General features: G+C 61.8%; 17 protein-coding genes and 1 pseudogene. 9 read left to right on the top strand and 9 right to left on the bottom strand.

The features are described from left to right. Positions 1-49 precede the first annotated feature (49 nt). Positions 50-1,201: an MFS transporter gene (locus GKKCFE_RS16850; RefSeq protein WP_188251373.1), complete on the bottom strand. Its 1,152-nt coding sequence runs from the start codon at positions 1,199-1,201 to the stop codon at positions 50-52. A 177-nt stretch (positions 1,202-1,378) separates the two neighbouring features. On the opposite strand from GKKCFE_RS16850, the gene GKKCFE_RS16845 reads away from it, so the two are divergent. Then, a complete protein-coding gene (locus GKKCFE_RS16845) occupies positions 1,379-2,371 on the top strand; it encodes a diaminopimelate epimerase (protein ID WP_445576861.1) in 993 nt (330 codons plus the stop codon). A 174-nt stretch (positions 2,372-2,545) separates the two neighbouring features. Here the strand turns inward: GKKCFE_RS16845 and codA are convergent, their stop codons facing one another. From codA to GKKCFE_RS16820, 5 genes are all read right to left on the bottom strand, one after another. After that, positions 2,546-3,793, bottom strand: coding sequence for a cytosine deaminase (gene codA, locus GKKCFE_RS16840; protein WP_076383904.1), 1,248 nt, complete (start codon positions 3,791-3,793; stop codon positions 2,546-2,548). Positions 3,794-3,807: 14 nt separating this feature from the next. Continuing rightward, on the bottom strand, positions 3,808-5,079 hold the full coding sequence (codB, locus tag GKKCFE_RS16835; RefSeq protein WP_445576860.1) for a cytosine permease: 1,272 nt from the start codon (positions 5,077-5,079) through the stop codon (positions 3,808-3,810). A gap of 171 nt (positions 5,080-5,250) precedes the next feature. Continuing rightward, positions 5,251-6,081 (bottom strand): alpha/beta fold hydrolase, encoded by an 831-nt coding sequence (locus GKKCFE_RS16830; protein WP_445576859.1) that lies wholly within the window; start codon positions 6,079-6,081, stop codon positions 5,251-5,253. Between the two features lie 78 nt (positions 6,082-6,159). Then, the gene (gene queD, locus GKKCFE_RS16825; protein ID WP_047229269.1) at positions 6,160-6,516 is read right to left on the bottom strand and encodes a 6-carboxytetrahydropterin synthase QueD; all 357 of its coding nucleotides are present in this window, start codon (positions 6,514-6,516) and stop codon (positions 6,160-6,162) included. 83 nt (positions 6,517-6,599) lie between these two features. Next, positions 6,600-7,679, bottom strand: coding sequence for a patatin-like phospholipase family protein (locus tag GKKCFE_RS16820; RefSeq protein ID WP_274090760.1), 1,080 nt, complete (start codon positions 7,677-7,679; stop codon positions 6,600-6,602). 163 nt (positions 7,680-7,842) lie between these two features. Here GKKCFE_RS16820 and GKKCFE_RS16815 point away from each other — a divergent pair, with 163 nt between their 5' ends. The 7 genes and pseudogenes from GKKCFE_RS16815 (at position 7,843) to GKKCFE_RS16785 (ending at position 13,929) form a co-directional block, all read left to right on the top strand. Continuing rightward, entirely contained in the window at positions 7,843-8,148 is a 306-nt protein-coding gene (locus GKKCFE_RS16815; RefSeq protein ID WP_047229267.1) for a PepSY domain-containing protein, read from the top strand. Next, positions 8,148-8,459, top strand: a complete 312-nt coding sequence (locus GKKCFE_RS16810) for a PepSY domain-containing protein (RefSeq protein ID WP_047229266.1) — start codon at positions 8,148-8,150, stop codon at positions 8,457-8,459. The genes GKKCFE_RS16815 and GKKCFE_RS16810 overlap by 1 nt, the downstream gene beginning before the upstream one ends. Continuing rightward, positions 8,459-9,127: a response regulator transcription factor gene (locus tag GKKCFE_RS16805; RefSeq protein ID WP_445576858.1), complete on the top strand. Its 669-nt coding sequence runs from the start codon at positions 8,459-8,461 to the stop codon at positions 9,125-9,127. The genes GKKCFE_RS16810 and GKKCFE_RS16805 overlap by 1 nt, the downstream gene beginning before the upstream one ends. Further along, entirely contained in the window at positions 9,124-10,437 is a 1,314-nt protein-coding gene (locus GKKCFE_RS16800) for an ATP-binding protein (protein WP_107322235.1), read from the top strand. The genes GKKCFE_RS16805 and GKKCFE_RS16800 overlap by 4 nt, the downstream gene beginning before the upstream one ends. 276 nt (positions 10,438-10,713) lie before the next feature. Next, complete coding sequence (locus GKKCFE_RS16795) at positions 10,714-12,030, top strand: Na+/H+ antiporter family protein (protein WP_160891366.1); 1,317 nt, start codon at positions 10,714-10,716, stop codon at positions 12,028-12,030. Positions 12,031-12,249: 219 nt separating this feature from the next. Further along, positions 12,250-13,023 (top strand): annotated as a pseudogene (locus tag GKKCFE_RS16790) (cache domain-containing protein); the annotation flags it as partial. 84 nt (positions 13,024-13,107) lie between these two features. Then, positions 13,108-13,929, top strand: coding sequence for a methyl-accepting chemotaxis protein (locus tag GKKCFE_RS16785; protein ID WP_411157104.1), 822 nt, complete (start codon positions 13,108-13,110; stop codon positions 13,927-13,929). Between the two features lie 269 nt (positions 13,930-14,198). On the opposite strand, the gene trhP is transcribed toward GKKCFE_RS16785, so the two are convergent. Continuing rightward, the gene (gene trhP, locus GKKCFE_RS16780; protein WP_076386590.1) at positions 14,199-15,524 is read right to left on the bottom strand and encodes a prephenate-dependent tRNA uridine(34) hydroxylase TrhP; all 1,326 of its coding nucleotides are present in this window, start codon (positions 15,522-15,524) and stop codon (positions 14,199-14,201) included. Positions 15,525-15,670: 146 nt separating this feature from the next. Here trhP and GKKCFE_RS16775 point away from each other — a divergent pair, with 146 nt between their 5' ends. Next, entirely contained in the window at positions 15,671-16,732 is a 1,062-nt protein-coding gene (locus GKKCFE_RS16775) for an AI-2E family transporter (RefSeq protein ID WP_139049554.1), read from the top strand. Here the strand turns inward: GKKCFE_RS16775 and GKKCFE_RS16770 are convergent. Next, complete coding sequence (locus GKKCFE_RS16770; protein WP_139049555.1) at positions 16,729-16,911, bottom strand: hypothetical protein; 183 nt, start codon at positions 16,909-16,911, stop codon at positions 16,729-16,731. The genes GKKCFE_RS16775 and GKKCFE_RS16770 overlap by 4 nt on opposite strands. Before the next feature lie 88 nt (positions 16,912-16,999). Then, the gene (locus tag GKKCFE_RS16765) at positions 17,000-17,194 is read right to left on the bottom strand and encodes a hypothetical protein (RefSeq protein ID WP_047229259.1); all 195 of its coding nucleotides are present in this window, start codon (positions 17,192-17,194) and stop codon (positions 17,000-17,002) included. Positions 17,195-17,262 lie beyond the last annotated feature (68 nt).

Raw genomic sequence — 17,262 nt, 5'->3', positions numbered from 1 at the left:
GCAGCCGAGCGGGAGCAAGCTCCCTCGCCACAGGAGGCAGTGGCAGGCTTCAAACCTTCAACACTTTCCCACTGACCGCCACCGCCACCAACGACAGCGCGATCAACCCGAACGCAAAGCTCAGGCTGCTGCCATGGGCGACGAATCCGATCAGCGCCGGGCCTGCGAGGATGCCGGCGTAGCCGATGGTGGTGATGGCCGGTACGGCGATCGCTTCAGGCATCAGCGTCTGCTTGCCGACCGCGGTGTACAACACCGGCACGATGTTCGAACACCCGGCCCCGACCAACGCATACCCCAACAGCGCCGCCTGCCACATCGGTGCCAGGGTCGCCAGCAGGAACCCGGCCGCAGCGGTCGCGCCGCCGTAGATAATCACGCGTTTGGCGCCCAGGCGATGCACCACCGAATCCCCCGTCAAGCGGCCGACGGTCATGGTCAGCGCGAACGCGGCATAACCGAGCCCGGCATAGGCGGTTTCCACTCCACGCTCGGCCGTCAGAAATACCGCGCTCCAGTCCAGCACCGCGCCTTCGGCCAGGAATACGATGAAACACAAGATGCCGATAAACAGCACCACGCCGTGGGGAATGGCAAACGCCGGGCCCGAACTTTCACTGCCATAGGGCAGCAGATGCGGCGCCGCCTTGAACAGCGCCACCAGCAACAGTGCATTGACCACCAGCGTCGCCCCCAGGGGCGAAAGGCCGAGGCCGAGCAGCGCGCTCACACCGGCCGCGCCAATGATCCCGCCGAGGCTGAACATGCCGTGAAAACCCGACATCATGGTCTTGCCGCTGGCCCGCTCGACGATCACCGCCTGCAGGTTGACGGTCGAGTCCACGGTGCCGAGGCCGGCGCCAAACAAGAACAAGGCTGCCACCAGCCAGGGCAAAGACGTCATCGTTGCCAGCGCGGGCAAGGCCAGGCAGATCAGAATCGTGCCGCCACTGAGCACCCGCCGGCAGCCAAATCGCGCCGCCAGTGCGCCGGAAATCGGCATCGCCAGAATCGACCCCACCCCAAGGCACAACAGCAGCAACCCGAGAGTGCCTTCGTCCAGGTTCGCCCGCACCTTGGCGTACGGCACCAGCGGCGCCCAGGCCGCGATCCCGACACCGGCGATGAGATAGGCAATGCGGGTGGACATCTGTTCCAGGCGTCCGGGGATGAAGGTTGGCGGTGGCGTAATGGCAGTCATGAAACGTCCTTGGTTTGGCGAGGCGATGGTGCGGGCGGGCCCTATGCTTGCACATCCACTGACCGCGCCGCGACCTCAAGGTGCCGAAGAGGTGCGTGGGTGGCAAGCACGCTTTGCCTGCACAGCCTTGGCCGGAATAAAGTACCGGCTTTCGCTGGCTGAATCCGGGTCTGGTCCATGACGCAGTTTTATGATGCACGGGGCAATATTTATGGCGTGGTCTCACCGCAGCAGGTCCGTGCCCAAGGCATTGACCTGCCGCCGACAGCCGCCCAGGCTGCCCAGGCCCGCCAGGCCTGGACCCGCGCCGCAGTGCAGGCCTTCTGTAGTTGGGCGCCGGGTCAGGCGCCGCCGGATGCCAAGGCCCATTGCAGCGATGGTCTGCTGATCGGCCCGTTCCAGAATGAGCCACCTTTTGACCTGTTGATCGTCAACACCGATGGGACCCTGGCCGAGCGCAGCGGCAATGGCCTGACGATTTTCTCCCAGGCGCTCAAAGAGCAAGGCTTGATGCCGAGCGACGGCGAATGTGTTCTACAGGTTCATCACGACAAACGTGAAGGCGTGTCACCGCTGCAAACGGCGGTCCGCGTAGCGGAGTTCGAAGGTCTCTCGGGTTTCTCGCTGGACTTGGGAAAACCACTTTTCGGCCCCGGCGCTGTCGCGGCTCAAGGCGTGCAAAGCGTGATCGTCAACCAGCGCGAAGTCAGCCGTGTGGCTGCGCTTCATGCTTTGAATCCGGCCTGGGGCAGCAGTCAGTTCGTGAACATTGGCAACCCGCACTGCGTGACCCTGGTGGACAGCGCCGAGACGTTGCCAAGTAACCCGCAGATGCGTGCCCCAGCGTTGGCCCAAAGCCTGACGCGCATTGCCTATGCGCCGCCCGGTGGGTCCGGGATTCCCTGCCCGGCGGGGGTGAATCTGCAGTGGGCCTGGCGCCAGGCCGAAGCAAGCATTGCCGCGCGGATTTTTGAACGAGGGGAAGGTCCCACCGCTTCTTCGGGCACCAGTGCCAGTGCGGTGGCGTGCGCCGCGTGGCGAGTGGGTTGGGTGAAGGCGGGGGCGGTGAGTGTGGTGATGCCGGGTGGCACTGCACCGATTCTGCTGGAAGAACAGGCGGGTGAGCTGATGCGGGTCAGGTTGTTTGGTGTTGCGCGGTCTGTGTCATAGACGATCTGCGCCGCAGCCAATGACGCCATCGCGAGCGGGCTCGCTCCCACATTCGATCTTCAGCGGGCACAAAAATGCGCGTACGGCGCCGCTCCACTGTGGGAGCGAGCCTGCTCGCGATGACGCAGGCACATCCAGCATCAATGCAACTGAACCACCGCTATTGCGATGACCTCAGCCTGGCTGAACCGCAAACTCCACCATCGGCATCTGCCGCTTCATCAGCACTTCGCCATTGCGAATGGAGTAAAGCGGTAGGCCCTGGCTACGGATCACTTCGTAGTCACTGTCGGCCGAGAGGATCAGCAGATTCGCCGGGCGCCCGGCTTCCAGGCCGTAGCGCTCGCCCAGGGCCATGGCCTTGGCGCTGTTGTCGGTGACCAGGTCCAGGGCGCTTTGCAGGTTGCGGTAACCCAGCATGTGGCAGATGTGCAGGCCAGCTTCCAGCACCCGCAGGATATTGCCGTTGCCCAGGGGGTACCACGGGTCGACGATGGAGTCCTGGCCGAAGCACACGTTCATCCCCGCTTCGAGCAATTCGTTGACTCGGGTGACGCCGCGGCGTTTAGGGAAGTTATCGAAACGTCCTTGCAGGTGGATGCTTTCGGTGGGGCAGGAAACGAAGCTGATGCCCGAGTGCCCGAGCAGGCGAAACAGCTTGGCGCAGTAGGCATTGTCATAGGAGCCCATGGCCGTGGTGTGGCTGGCGGTTACGCGGGCGCCCATGTCGCGGCTGCGGGCTTCTTCGGCCAGCACTTCGAGAAAGCGCGAGTGCGGGTCGTCGGTCTCGTCGCAATGCACGTCCACCAGGCAACCGGTGCGCTCGGCCAGGTCCATGAGGAATTTCACCGAGCTTACGCCTTGATCCCGGGTGTACTCGAAATGCGGAATGCCGCCCACCACGTCGGCACCCATTCGAATCGCTTCCTCCATCAGTTCGCGGCCGTTGCGGTAGGACTCGATGCCTTCCTGGGGAAACGCGACGATCTGCAGGTCGATCAGGTGACGACTTTCCTCACGCACCTCAAGCATGGCTTTGAGGGCGGTGAGGTCAGGATCGGTGACATCGACATGGGTGCGCACATGCTGGATGCCATGGGCGGCCAATGCCTGGATGGTTTTTTTGGCGCGGGTCTTGGTGTCTTCCTGGGTGATGGTGGCCTTGCGCTCGCCCCAGCACTCGATGCCCTCGAACAGCGTCCCGCTCATGTTCCAGCGGGGTTCGCCGGCGGTGAGGGTGGCATCCAGATGAATGTGCGGTTCGACGAACGGCGGCACCACCAGATTACCGCCGGCGTCGAGGTCTTGCGGGCCGAGGCTCGGGGCTTCGGTCTGGCGTGCAATGCTGGCGATCAGGCCGTTTTCCAGGTGCAGTTCATGCAAGCCTTCGCGGTTGCGCAGGCGGGCGTTGATGATGTGCATCAAGCGAGTCCTTCTCAAAGATCTTGGAGGGGGGTATCGGTGGCGCGAATTCCCAATAGGCCGATCAATATCACATACGTTAGCGCGCCGGTGGCGATTCCTACCAGTGGCGCAACCCAAGGCGAAGTGAACGCCGCGAGGGTGCCTGCGCCGTACGCAAACAGCCCCGGCCAGTTGAAGGCCAGCAGCTGCGCTTGGGCCAGACGCGGATAGCGGCCGCGCCAGCGGAAGAAGAAATCGGCCATGATCACTCCGCCAATCGGCGGGATCACCGTGCCCAGCAAAATCAGGTAAGGCACCAGCAGATCGTACATGCCCAGTAGGGCCAGCAGTGTGCCGATCGCCGCGCCGCCCAGGGTCACGGTTTTGCGCCGACGGGTGCGCAGCAGGTTGCAGCCGGCCACGGCAAAGTTATAGATGGTGTTGTCCTGGGTGCTCCAGATGTTGAGCAGCAGCATCGCCATCGCCGCCATGGCGAAGCCTTGCAACAGCAGCACTTCCACCACGTCCGGCTGCTGATAGACGATGGCTCCGTAGGCGCCGATCAATACCATCAGGCCGTTGCCGATGAAAAAGCCGATCAGGCTTGCCAGCACCGCGATCTTCGCCGAGCGGGAAAACCGCGTCCAGTTGGTCGCCTGGGTGGCACCGCTGACGAACGTGCCGAACACCAGCGTGATGGCGGTGGACCAATCGAGGCTGCCCGTCGGCACCACCGCCAGCAACCCATCCAGGCCACCGACCTTTACCGTCGCGACCCACATCGACAACATCAGCAACAACATCATGGCCGGCACGGCGATGTACGACAGGATCTCGAGCCCGCGATAACCAATGTAGGCGGTGACGCAGAACCCCAGGCCGAACAGCACCATCAGCCCCAGCACGGTGCCTTCGTTCAAATGAAAATACTTGCCCAGTACCACCGCCGCCGTCGCCGTGCCCCAGGCGTACCAGCCGATCTGGGTGAAACCCAGGATCAAGTCGCTGAGCTTGCTGCCCACCTCACCGAAACAGAAGCGACCCATCAGCACCGAATTGAGCCCGCTCTTGAAGGCGATATAACCCAGGCCGGCGGCGTACAGGCCCAACAGCAGATTGCCGATCACGATGACCGTGAGCATTTCGGCAAAACCGAACGCTACCCCCAGCTTGCCACCGGCAAACATCGTGGCGGTGAAAAAGGTGAAGCCCAGCAGCACCATGGCCGTGGAGGCCAGGCCCTTGCGGGCATGCATCGGGACTTCGCTCAAGGGATAGTCGTTGCCCGGATCGTTTTGAGTCATGTGGAGGTCCTTGCGCAGGAGGAAGATGTCGCAAGCGTGCAGCGCCCGTGCCAAGCGAGTGATCGCGAGGTTATTTATAGCCAATCCTTGGTATTGGGTAAGTGAAGAGAACGAAAGCAGTGCGGCGGTGGTTCAAGTTGGAACACAGTTTCCACTGCCTATGCGGTTTCTTCAGGTGGGAGAGTGCAGCGCTAGAAACCGCAACACTGCCGCGACGATGGCCTCCGGCGCGTCTTCCTGGACCAAATGCCCGGCATTGGGAACGGGATGAAACTGTGCGCCCGGTATCATCCGTTGCAACGCACGACCGCGTTCGATGGGGATCCACTGATCGTCTTCTCCCCAAAGGATCTGCGTCGGGCAGCGCACGGTTGCATACAGCGGTTCGACCTCGCGGGTATAGCGTTCGTCCATCTGCGCGATCTGCCGATAGAGCGCGGCCTGGCCGGTCTCGCCAAGCCAGGGCTGCACGTACGGCGCCAGTTCTTCATCGGGGATCTGCCTGTTGATCGCACCCCGGATATAGGTCGGTACGATGGCCCGCTGAATGTAATCGGGCAGGCCGCTGAACGCCGCTTCATACTGGCGCACATGCTGGACAAAGGGTGAACCCCAGGGCGACAGCGCCACCGGATCGATCAGGGTCAGGCTGCGGTAGTGCTTGCCGTTGAGCAGGTGCGTGCGCAGGGCGGTTGCGCCACCAAAATCGTGGGCCACCACGTCCGGGCAATCCAGGCCCCAGTGGTCCAGCAACTGTGCGAGCAACTGGTTTTGCACACCGAGGGAAACGTCGGCGTCCGGTTGTGCGGATTGGCCGTAACCCAGCAGGTCAAAGTAATACACTTTGTGAGTGGCGAAGAACAGCGGGGCGATTCGGTGCCACACGTAGGAAGAGAAGGGCGTGCCGTGGACAAACACCAGCGGCGGGCCGTCGCCGTGGACGGCGTAACGGATGCGGTGTCCGTTGAAGTTGTATTCGTGATCCAGGGGCCAGTGGCTCATGGTCGCGTCCTCTTGGCATGTTCGAGCCAAAAAGCATAGACACAAAAAAAGCCAATGCCACAGGTCCCTGTGGCCCGCTTACTCGCCGCGGTAGATGCAACCGCTGGTGCAGGTCTCATGGATGCGAATGGCACTGAGTTCCGGCAACAATGGCTTCAACTGTTCCCAGATCCACTTGGCCAGGACTTCGCTGGTGGGGTTTTCCAGGCCGGGGATGTCGTTGAGGTAGTTGTGGTCCAGGCGCTCGTAGAGCGGCTTGAAGATCGCCTTGATCTCCGAGAAGTCCCGAATCCAGCCGGTGTGCGGGTCGATGTCGCCGCTCAGGTGAATCGCCACTTTGAACGAGTGGCCGTGCAGGCGGCCGCACTTGTGACCGTCTGGCACGTGGGGCAGGCGGTGGGCGGATTCGAAGGTGAATTCTTTGAAAATTTCCACAGGTTCAGGCTCTTTAAGGTAGCGGTCGCGAGGCAGGCGGCGGAGTTTATCAGTTTGGTTCCGGCGTTGCGCGACCGTGCTGACTAAAGGGTCAGCAAACGCCCGCCCAGCCCACCGTTGGCCGCCAGTTCAAGAAACTCGTCACCGAGCCGGCGGCTTTCGTCCATCGCCGTGCGCCAGTATTTGCGGCGGCTCGTGTCATCGCCCATAAAACGCTTGAAGTCGTTACGGTCCGGCAGCTTGCCGAAGGGCAGGCGCGCCAGGTATTCACGGGACGGCGCCAGTAACAGCACGTCCTGCAGACGCTCGACGTTCCCCCGGCGCCATGGCAGGCCCTTGTCGAACCAGCCGGGAATGACCCGGTCGGTGAAGTGCGGATACAGCACGATGTCTTCGCCGCTGTAGGGCAGGTCCAGGTGGTAGTCCAACAGGCCGCCGTCGCGGTAGGTGCCAACGCCGGCGCCGGGTAGGTCGCGCACGCCCTCCATCACCATCGGGATCGAGCCGGATGCCAGCAGCGCCTGGCGCAGATTACCGGCCTCCAGTGGGACGAAGCGTGACGGAAAGTCATTCAACGGGTGCAACGGCGGCGCCCGGCGTGGGTCGTGGACGATCAGCCGTTCGAAATGCCGCGACAGGCGCGCTCTGCCGCGCAGGTTGTCGGCGATCACCGACGACAATCCCAGGCCGAGCCGCCCGCGATGATCCTGGGCCAGCAAACCGTGACTTTTGACCACCATGATATTGAGCCGGTAATGCGGGTTGTCGAGGATCGACGTGTCGCGGCCCTGGAGCAGATCATCGAGCATGCGCTGCGAACTCTGGCTCACCCCGGCCATAGTCACGCCTTTGGCAAAGCTTTGCTCGTTGTACAAGGTGCCCAGGCGCCGGATCCCCTCGGCGGCATCCGGCAGGCAGGCGCTGGCGAAGCGCCAGGAGCCCACCGAAGCACCGATCAGCGAGCGCTCCCGGGGCGCGGCGGGCAGCCACTCGCCAAACAGCGCCAAGTCCAGCCCCTGAATGCCCAAGGCCTTGGGGCCACCAGCGGCGCCCGGCAGAATGCCGACATCGGCAGCGTTCAGGCCAGCCTGGCGAATGCGTGCCAGAGCACGAGGGCCGGCCTTGAGGGTCAGGGCAGGGAACTTGATGTGGATGGCGGTCATACCGGTCTCGAATGGTGCAACGGATAATTTAACGGCGTCAGCCCTGTGGCAGCGAGCAGGCTCGCTCCCACATTGATCTGTGTTCAATGATGGCAATTCAGTTTCAGTTAAGTTCGCCCCGATACAGTTCCCTGGTGAAGATTACAAAAAAAGGAGACAACCCATGAACCGCCTGACTGCCTTTTTCATCGTTACCCTGATGGCCATCAGTGGCCTGGCCAGCGCACGAGATCTCACGGCCGACGAAGCCCAAAAGCTGCAGGACGCTGGTACCATTCTGTCGGTTGAAAAACTCAACGCCACTGCCTTGTCCAAACACCCTGGCGCCACCTTGACCGATACCGAGCTGGAACAAGAATACGGCAAGTACATCTATCAGGTGGACTTGCGCGATGCCCAGGGCGTTGACTGGGAACTTGAATTGGACGCGGTTGACGGCAAGGTACTCAAGAATCATCAGGATCTGTAATGAAGCTTAATTTACGCCCCCGCAGCCGTTGGGGGCTGGCGCTGCTGGTGTTCTGTTCACTGGCCGTCGCCCGAGACCTGGACCAGGATGAGGCCCTGCAATTGCGGCAGCAGGGCGTGATCCTGCCCCTGGAACATTTGCTGCAACAGGCGCTGGATCGCCACCCCGGCGCCAAACTGCTGGAGGCCGAGCTGGAAGAAAAACACGGCGTCTATATTTACGAGGTCGAATTGCTGGCTACCGACGGCGTTGTGCGCGAACTGGACCTGGAGGCCGCGACCGGCCGTTTACTCAAAGATGAGGAAGACTGATGCGCCTGCTTCTGGTGGAAGATCATGTTCCCCTGGCCGACGAAGTGATGGCCGGGCTGACGCGGCAGGGTTACGCCGTCGACTGGCTCGCCGATGGCCGCGACGCGGTTTATCAGGGCAGCAGCGAGCCTTATGACCTGATCGTCCTCGATCTCGGCTTGCCGGGGGTGCCGGGGCTTGAAGTGTTGGCCCAATGGCGCGCGGGCGGCCTGAGCACGCCTGTGCTGATCCTGACCGCCCGCGGTTCCTGGGCCGAACGCATCGAAGGCCTCAAGGCCGGGGCCGACGATTACCTGACCAAACCCTTTCATCCCGAAGAGCTGCACCTGCGGATCCAGGCGCTGTTGCGCCGCTCCCATGGCCAGGCCAACCAGCCGACCCTCCAGGCGGCCGGCCTGCATCTGGATGAAGGGCGCCAGTGTGTGAGCCGCGACTGCACCGAGATCCAACTGACCGCAGCCGAGTTTCGCCTGCTGCGCTACTTCATGCTTCATCCCGAGCAGATCCTTTCCAAGAGCCATCTCGCCGAACACCTGTATGACGGTGAAACCGAGCGCGATTCCAATGTGCTGGAAGTCCATGTCAATCACTTGCGGCGCAAGCTGGGCCGCAGCGTGATCGAAACCCGTCGCGGCCAGGGTTACCTGTTCGGCGGGCAGGCGCAGTGAGATCGATCCAGCGGCGTCTGAGCCTTGGCCTGATCGGTGTGATGGTGGTGGTCGGCCTGGTCTTGGCGCAGACCAGTCTGTGGTTATTCGAGCTGGGTCTGCAGCGGTATCTGGAGGCGGGGCTGCGCAACGACAGCGAGAACCTGCTGGTGGCCCTGGTGCGTGGTCCGCAAGGCCTGCAACTGGATGAGCGACGTTTGTCGCCGGCTTATCTGCGACCGTTTTCTGGGCATTATTTCCGCATCGATTTTGCCGATACGCATTGGCGCTCCCGCTCCCTGTGGGACCAGGAGTTGCCTCATCTCGACCATCCGGGGCTGCACAGCAACCTGCAATTGGGGCCTGAAGGTCAGAAACTGCTGGTCCTGCGTACCGACTATCGGCGTCTGGGCCAGGCCATTTCCATCAGCGTGGCCCAGGACTACACGCCCGTGCGGGACAGCTTCCTGCGCATGCAGCAGATCGGCCTGGGACTTGGGTTGGCGGGGTTGCTGTTGATTCTGTTGTTGCAACGCATCACGGTGCACCGCGCCTTGCGCCCGCTGGACAAAGCCCGGGAGCAGATCGCCCAGTTGCAGCGCGGGCAGCGTTCGCAACTTGACGAACAGGTGCCGCGGGAACTGGAACCGCTGGTGGCGCAGATCAACCATCTGCTGGCCCACACCGAGGACAGCCTCAAACGTTCACGCAACGCCCTGGGCAACCTGGGTCATGCCCTGAAAACCCCGCTGGCGGTGCTGCAAAGCCTGGCCTCGAATGAAAAACTCGACCCTTACCCCGAGCTGCGCAAGCTGTTGCTCGAACAACTGGAACAGGTCCGTCAGCGCCTGAACCGCGAACTCAACCGCGCCCGACTGTCCGGCGACGCCTTGCCCGGTGCCCATCTTGACTGCGACGCGGAACTGCCGGCGTTGCTGGCCACGCTGAACATGATCCATGGTGAGCACTTGCACTTGGCTTACGTCGCGCCGCCCGGCCTGCACCTGCCCTGGGATCGTGAAGATCTGCTGGAACTGCTGGGCAACCTGTTGGACAACGCCTGCAAATGGGCCGACGCGCAAGTGCGCCTGACCGTGAGCGAGACAGCCGAGGGGTTCAGCCTGGCGGTGGAAGACGATGGGCCAGGCATTCCCGCAGACCGCCGCGATCAGGTCTTCAGCCGCGGCACGCGGCTCGATGAGCAGACCGACGGCCACGGCCTGGGGCTGGGCATCGTGCGGGACATCGTCGACACCTGGGGCGGGACGCTGGCGCTGGGCGACAGCGAATGGGGCGGGCTGAAGGTCACGATCGGATTGCCCAAGCGCTGATATGGAGTACCAGTCCCTGTGGGAGCGAGCTTGCTCGCGAATGCGGTCCGTCAGGTAAAAATTCATGACTGGCACACCGCATTCGCGAGCAAGCTCGCTCCCACACTGGTTTGGGTTGATCTAAAAAACTCCGTTAATCGCGCCCATGTGGCGAATTCATGTATTGCGAACAACTTAAAACCCGCCGCATGACCCTTGCAGCTTCTCGCCGCTTCCTGCAAAGTCGCGACCTTTTTGTCCGGTGGCTCTCCATCGCTGTGCTTTGAGGTAATGATGATAAATGCAGTAATTGCCGCGGTTGGCGTGATGCTGGTGCTCAGTCTGTCCCGCGTGCATGTGGTGATCGCGCTGATTATCGGCGCTCTGGTGGGCGGTCTGACTGGCGGCCTGGGCATCGACGCCACGCTCAAGGCGTTCAATGCCGGTCTCGGGGGCGGGGCAACCGTGGCGTTGTCCTACGCTTTGCTGGGTGCTTTCGCCGTAGCGATTGCCAAGTCCGGCATGGCTCACGCCCTGGCCGACAAAGCCCTGGCCATGGTGGATCGCCAGGACGTCGCCGGTGGCTCGGGGGTCAAATGGGTCCTGATCGGCTTGCTGGGAACGGTAGCGGTTGCCTCCCAGAATATTCTGCCGATCCACATCGCCTTCATCCCGCTGTTGGTACCGCCGCTTCTTTATGTACTGACCAAGCTGCAGCTGGACCGCCGGTTGATTGCCTGTGTCATGACTTTTGGCTTGATCACGCCCTACATGTTTCTGCCGGTGGGCTTTGGCAACATCTTCCTCAACGAGATCCTGCTGGCCAACGTCGCCCGCAGCGGCGTGGACGTCAGTGACATCAACATCACCCATGCCATGGGCATTCCGGCACTGGGCATGGTGTTTGGTTTGGTCATGGCGTTTTTCACGTATCGCAAAAAACGCATCTACGACCTGAAAACAATCGCCAGGGCCGAACAGGTAACCGTGCGCTACAACCCGTTGAGCCTGTTGGTGGCGGGACTGGCGATCGCGGCGGCGTTTGCCATTCAGCTCCTGCTGGATTCGATGATCATCGGTGCCCTGGTCGGGTTCCTGATTTTCTCGGTGTCGGGGGTGGTGCGTTGGCGCGAAACCGACGACCTGTTCACCGAAGGCATGAAGATGATGGCGATGATCGGTTTCATCATGATCGCCGCCTCAGGCTTTGCCGAAGTGATGAAGGCAACAGGTGAAGTCCAGAGCCTGGTGGAAACCTCGGCGGCCTGGATCGGCCACAACAAGGGCATCGGCGCCCTGTTGATGTTGCTGGTGGGCTTGCTGGTGACCATGGGCATCGGTTCGTCGTTCTCCACGGTGCCGATCCTGGCGACGATCTTCGTGCCGCTGTGCCTGCAATTGGGTTTCAGCCCGCTGGCGATCGTCTGCATCGTCGGCACCGCCGGAGCCCTGGGCGATGCCGGCTCGCCCGCTTCGGACTCGACCCTGGGCCCGACCTCCGGGCTGAACATCGATGGCCAGCACCACCACATCTGGGACACCGTGGTCCCGACCTTCATCCATTACAACTTGCCGCTGCTGGTGTTTGGCTGGGTGGCGGCGATGGTGTTGTAATCCGGGACCCAGTCGCCTTCATCGCGAGCAGGCTCGCTCCCACAGGGGTGTTCACAGAATATCCAATGTGAGAGCGAGCCTGCTCGCGATAAGGCCCCCAAAATCCAGCACCTCTTTAGCTGACCACTCGGCGCAAGCCCTTCACCTTGTCCTACAGTTTTCCCGCGCCGTGCCGTTAACACAGTTAACCACGCCATAAAACCGATAAGAGTGAACAGTATGCGCCTGAGCCTGAAGGCTAAAGTTCTGTCCTTGGCAATACTGCCTGTATTGCTATCCGCCGCTATTATCAGCCTGACCACGGCCTTCATTCTGAAGGAGCAGGCCGGCAAAGAGGTTCAGCAAACCCGCGAGCGCTTGCTCAGCGACGCCAAGGCCACCCTGCAGAATTACGTCGCGGTGGGGCTTACTGCCATCAAGCCGTTGTACGACGCGTCGGCGCCGGGGGATAACGCCGCGCGGGCCGAGGCTATCAAGCTGCTGTCGAACGTCACCTACGGCAAGGACGGCTATTTCTTCGGTTACGACTCCGAAACTGTTCGTCTCTTCAAGGCCAACAGCCCCGACGGTGTGGGCAAAAACTTCAAGGACAACCGCGATCCCAACGGTGTCTATGTCAACCGTGACCTGGTGAAAGTCGCCAAGGACGGAACCCACTATCTGGAATACAGCTCGCCACTGCCAAACAGCAAGGAACTGGTGCCAAAGCTCGGCTACACCGACTACTTGCCCAAGTGGGACATGGCGGTCGGCAGCTCGGTCAACCTGGACGGCATTGAAGCTCAGGTAGCACTGGTTGAAGCCAAGGTTCAAGAACGTCTGCAAGGCGTTCTGCTGAGCATCGTGGGTATTGCTGTGGTGGTATTGCTGGTGATTGCGGTGGTGGGCATGTTGCTGGCCAATGCCATCCTGCGGCCGCTGCACCTGATGAAAGACAACCTCGATGACATCGCGGCGGGCGAGGGCGACCTGACTCGCCGCCTGGCGATCACCAGCCAGGACGAACTCGGCCAACTGGCCGGCTCGTTCAACCGTTTTGTCGACAAGATCCACGGTCTGGTCCGGCAGATCACCGAAATGACCTCGCAGCTGACTGGGCTGGTGGCGCAGGTTTCCGAGCAGGCACAGCGCTCCGAGCAGGCCATGGAGCGTCAGCGTCACGAAACCGACCAGGTCGCCACGGCGATCAACGAGATGTCTTCGGCCGCCCAGGAAGTGGCTCGCAGTGCCCAGGGTGCCGCGGTCGCGGCCCAGCAGACCGACGAAGAAGGCCAGTCCGCCAAGCGTGTGGTGGCCGGCAGCATCCAGCAGATTCATGCACTGGTGAGCGATATTCGCAGCAGCGGCCTGTCCCTGGACAGTTTGCAACAGGACGTGGCTTCGATTGTCAGCGTGCTGGGGGTGATTCGCTCGATCGCCGAGCAGACCAACCTGTTGGCGCTGAACGCCGCCATTGAGGCCGCTCGCGCCGGGGAAGCGGGCCGCGGTTTTGCCGTGGTGGCTGATGAAGTACGGGCCCTGGCCAGTCGGACCCAGCAAAGTACCCAGGAAATCCAGGGCATGATTGATCGCTTGCAGTCGGGCACCCACGCAGCGGTAGAAGCGATGCGCCGCTCCAGCGAAGCGGGCGATGGCACGTCGGTGCAGGCCAATGAGGCCGGGGCGTCCCTGGACACCATGGCGCAGTTGATCGGCACCATCAATTCGATGAACGCCCAGATCGCCAGCGCTGCTGAAGAACAGACCGCCGTGGCCGAGGAAATCAACCGCAGCGTGCACCAGATCGCCGTGGCGGTGGACAGCGTCGCCGACGAAACTCAACTCGGTGCCCAGACCTCCCGCAGCTTGGCCGATCTAGGCCAACGCCTGGGCAAACTGGTGGGGCAGTTCCGCATCTGAGTCGTGCAGCAGGAGCTGCCGAAGGCTGCGATCTTTCGTGCTCGATCCGGATGTTTCGCCTGGGCAACCGGGCCCTATCGGGAAAGGAGGATCGCAGCCTTCGGCAGTTCTTGCCGGACGCAGGCAAACACAACCTTGTGGGAGCGAGCCTGCTCGCGATGGCGGTAGATCAGTCAATAACGATGTTGACTGTGAAGGCGCTATCGCGAGCAGGCTCGCTCCCACAATTGTTTGGCGGTGTCTGCATTATTGGGGAGGCCGTGCAGGTGCTACGCTTCTCGCACATCCCGCATCAACAACCCAAACCGCAAATCCACCGCATCCGGAATCGGCACGTACACCACATGCCCGTCTCCCGGTGCCACGTCGATGCCCTGGCCGTTGACGTTCTGCAGTTGATGCAGGTCGAAGTGAAAGTTGCCCTTGGGGGTCATCAATTCCATGTGATCGCCCAGGCCAAAGCGGTTCTTGACCCGGACTTCGGCCAGACGCTCGCGCCGCTGGCCGGTCAATTCACCGACGAACTGCTGGCGCTCCGACACTGAGCTGCCGTTCTGATAGTTCTGGTACTCATCATGAACATGCCGGCGTAGAAAACCCTCGGTGTAGCCGCGCTGGGCCAGGGATTCGAGGTCGGTCATCAGGCTGCGGTCAAACTCCCGGCCGGCCACGGCGTCGTCGATCGCCCGGCGATAGACCTGGGTGGTGCGTGCGCAATAAAAGTGCGACTTGGTCCGCCCTTCGATCTTCAAGGAATGCACGCCCATGCGGGCAAGCCGCTCCACGTGTTGCACGGCCCGCAGATCCTTGGCGTTCATGATGTAGGTGCCGTGCTCATCCTCGAAGGCCGGCATCGATTCCTCCGGGCGGTTCGCTTCCTGAAGCAGAAACACCTGGTCGGTGGGCGCGCCGAGGCCCAGGGTCGGTTCGGCTGGCCAGGTCTGCACGATATCGCCCACCGCGTTTTCCTGCGCCGGTTGCGCCGAATATTTCCAGCGACAGGCGTTGGTGCAACTGCCCTGGTTGGCGTCGCGCCGGTTCAAATAGCCCGACAGCAGGCAACGTCCGGAATAGGCCATGCACAGCGCCCCGTGAACGAACACTTCCAGTTCCATGGCCGGCACCTGCTCACGGATTTCGGCGATCTCCTCCAAGGACAGCTCCCGGGACAGGATGATGCGGCTCAAGCCCTGCTGTTGCCAGAACTCGACGCTGGCCCAGTTCACGGTGTTGGCCTGCACCGACAGATGAATCGGCATCTGCGGGAAATGCCGGCGCACCAGCATGATCAAGCCGGGGTCGGACATGATCAGCGCGTCCGGTGCCATGGCAATCACAGGCTCCAGGTCTTTGAGGAAGGTGCGCAGCTTGGCGTTGTGGGGCGCTATGTTCACCACCACATAGAAGCGCTTGCCCATGGCCTGGGCCTCGCCAATGCCCAAGGCCAGGTTGGCGTGGTCGAACTCGTTGTTACGCACACGCAGGCTGTAGCGCGGTTGGCCGGCGTACACCGCGTCGGCGCCGTAGGCGAAGGCATAACGCATGTTTTTCAGGGTGCCGGCGGGGGCGAGCAGTTCGGGGGCAACGAAGGGCATGGTGGCGTCGGATCGCAAAAAGCGCCGAGAGTACGCCACGACGGGTACCGTGCAATTGATCTGGATCAACACCGGATGCAAAGGGAAAGGCACTCCGGCGAATCCTGGCTGACTAACGTTTATCGCGCCAAGGATATGGAAAAGAAATGAACCGAAAGACCCTGCAAGACAAGTCCCAGATGCTGATGTTGATTCTGGTCACCATCGCTTTCATCTGGATCCTCCTGCCGTTTTATGGCGCCGTGTTCTGGGCAGTGATCCTGGGGATTGTCTTTGCCCCGATGCAGCGCCGCCTGCAACTGAAACTCGGCTGGCAGCGCAACCTCACTTCGCTGCTTACATTGAGTATTTGCGTGGTGATCGCGATCTTGCCGGTGATCGTCATCAGTACGTTGCTGGTCCAGGAAGGGGCGGCGTTGTACAAGAGCCTGGAAAGCGGAGAGTTGGACATTGCCGATTACCTGGCCCGCTTCCGGGATGCCTTGCCGCCTTACTTCCAGAACCTGCTCGACCGTTTCGGCCTGGGTAACCTGAACGGGCTGCGAGAGCGGATCGTCAAAGGCGCGATGCAAGGCAGCGAATTTTTCGCCACCCAGGCGTTCAGCTTCGGCCAGGGCACGTTTCAGTTCCTGGTGAGCTTCTTCGTCATGATTTATCTGTTGTTCTTTTTCCTGCGTGACGGCCCTGAGCTGGTGCGCAAGGTCCGTACCGCCGTTCCCCTGGCGGAGTACCAGAAACGTCGCCTGCAGTTGAAGTTCAACCGTGTGGTGCGGGCAACGGTGAAGGGAAACCTGCTGGTGGCCATCACCCAAGGGGCATTGGGTGGGCTGATTTTCTGGATCCTGGGGATTCCCACGGTGTTGCTCTGGGCGGTGCTGATGGCCTTTCTGTCGCTGTTGCCGGCGGTGGGCGCGGGCCTGGTCTGGGCGCCGGTGGCAGTGTATTTCCTGCTCTCCGGGGCCATCTGGCAGGGCGTGGTATTGACCCTGTTCGGGATATTCGTCATTGGCCTGGTGGACAATTTCCTGCGCCCCATCCTGGTGGGCAAGGATACGAAGATGCCCGACTACATGGTGCTGGTCTCGACATTGGGCGGGCTGGCGGTGTTCGGGCTGAACGGATTTGTGATCGGCCCGCTGATCGCCGCGCTGTTCATGTCGTGTTGGGCGCTGTTCGTCGAAAGCAAGCCGCGGGTGCGGTTGCCCTAGGCGGTCAGCAGATAAGGGCCGATACGTTGTGACAGGGCTTGGGCGGCGGGCAGAGAAGTCAGCGGACCGCTGATGGTGACGCCGTCCTGCACCAGATACCAGCAGGCCAACAGACCACGCTCCCTGAGCGGGGTGGGCACGGCGCTGCCAATGACAGACATGATTTGAACCTTGGGCATGGGAACCTCCATCAATCGATGGAGTTACCTTACGACTCAGCAGGGGGGAGGAAAAATCAACCGCTTCAATAGTAGGAATCGATGCTGCTCAATCGACGACCAGATCGAGCATGTGCACCACTTCCTGCTCGTTGAGCAAGCCCTTGCGCACCAGGTGTTGCGTCAGCAGCGAAAGGAATTTGGCGCTGCGGTGGCCTTCCAGGTGCTTGAGTTCAGTCAGCGCGGTGTACACCTTGCTGGAGGTACACAGATCATTGTTGCGGTGCGGGTGTTGCGTGGGCATGTCTTCGTCCTTGTTGTTATGGAGATGTTTGTTGGCGGACAACGCCAGTTTGCGACGTCCTCATGACG

This window comes from Pseudomonas sp. E141 (genome assembly GCF_052659885.1).
The sequence above is the reverse complement of the archived record's forward strand: the minus strand, read 5'-3'. Positions and strand labels throughout refer to the sequence as shown.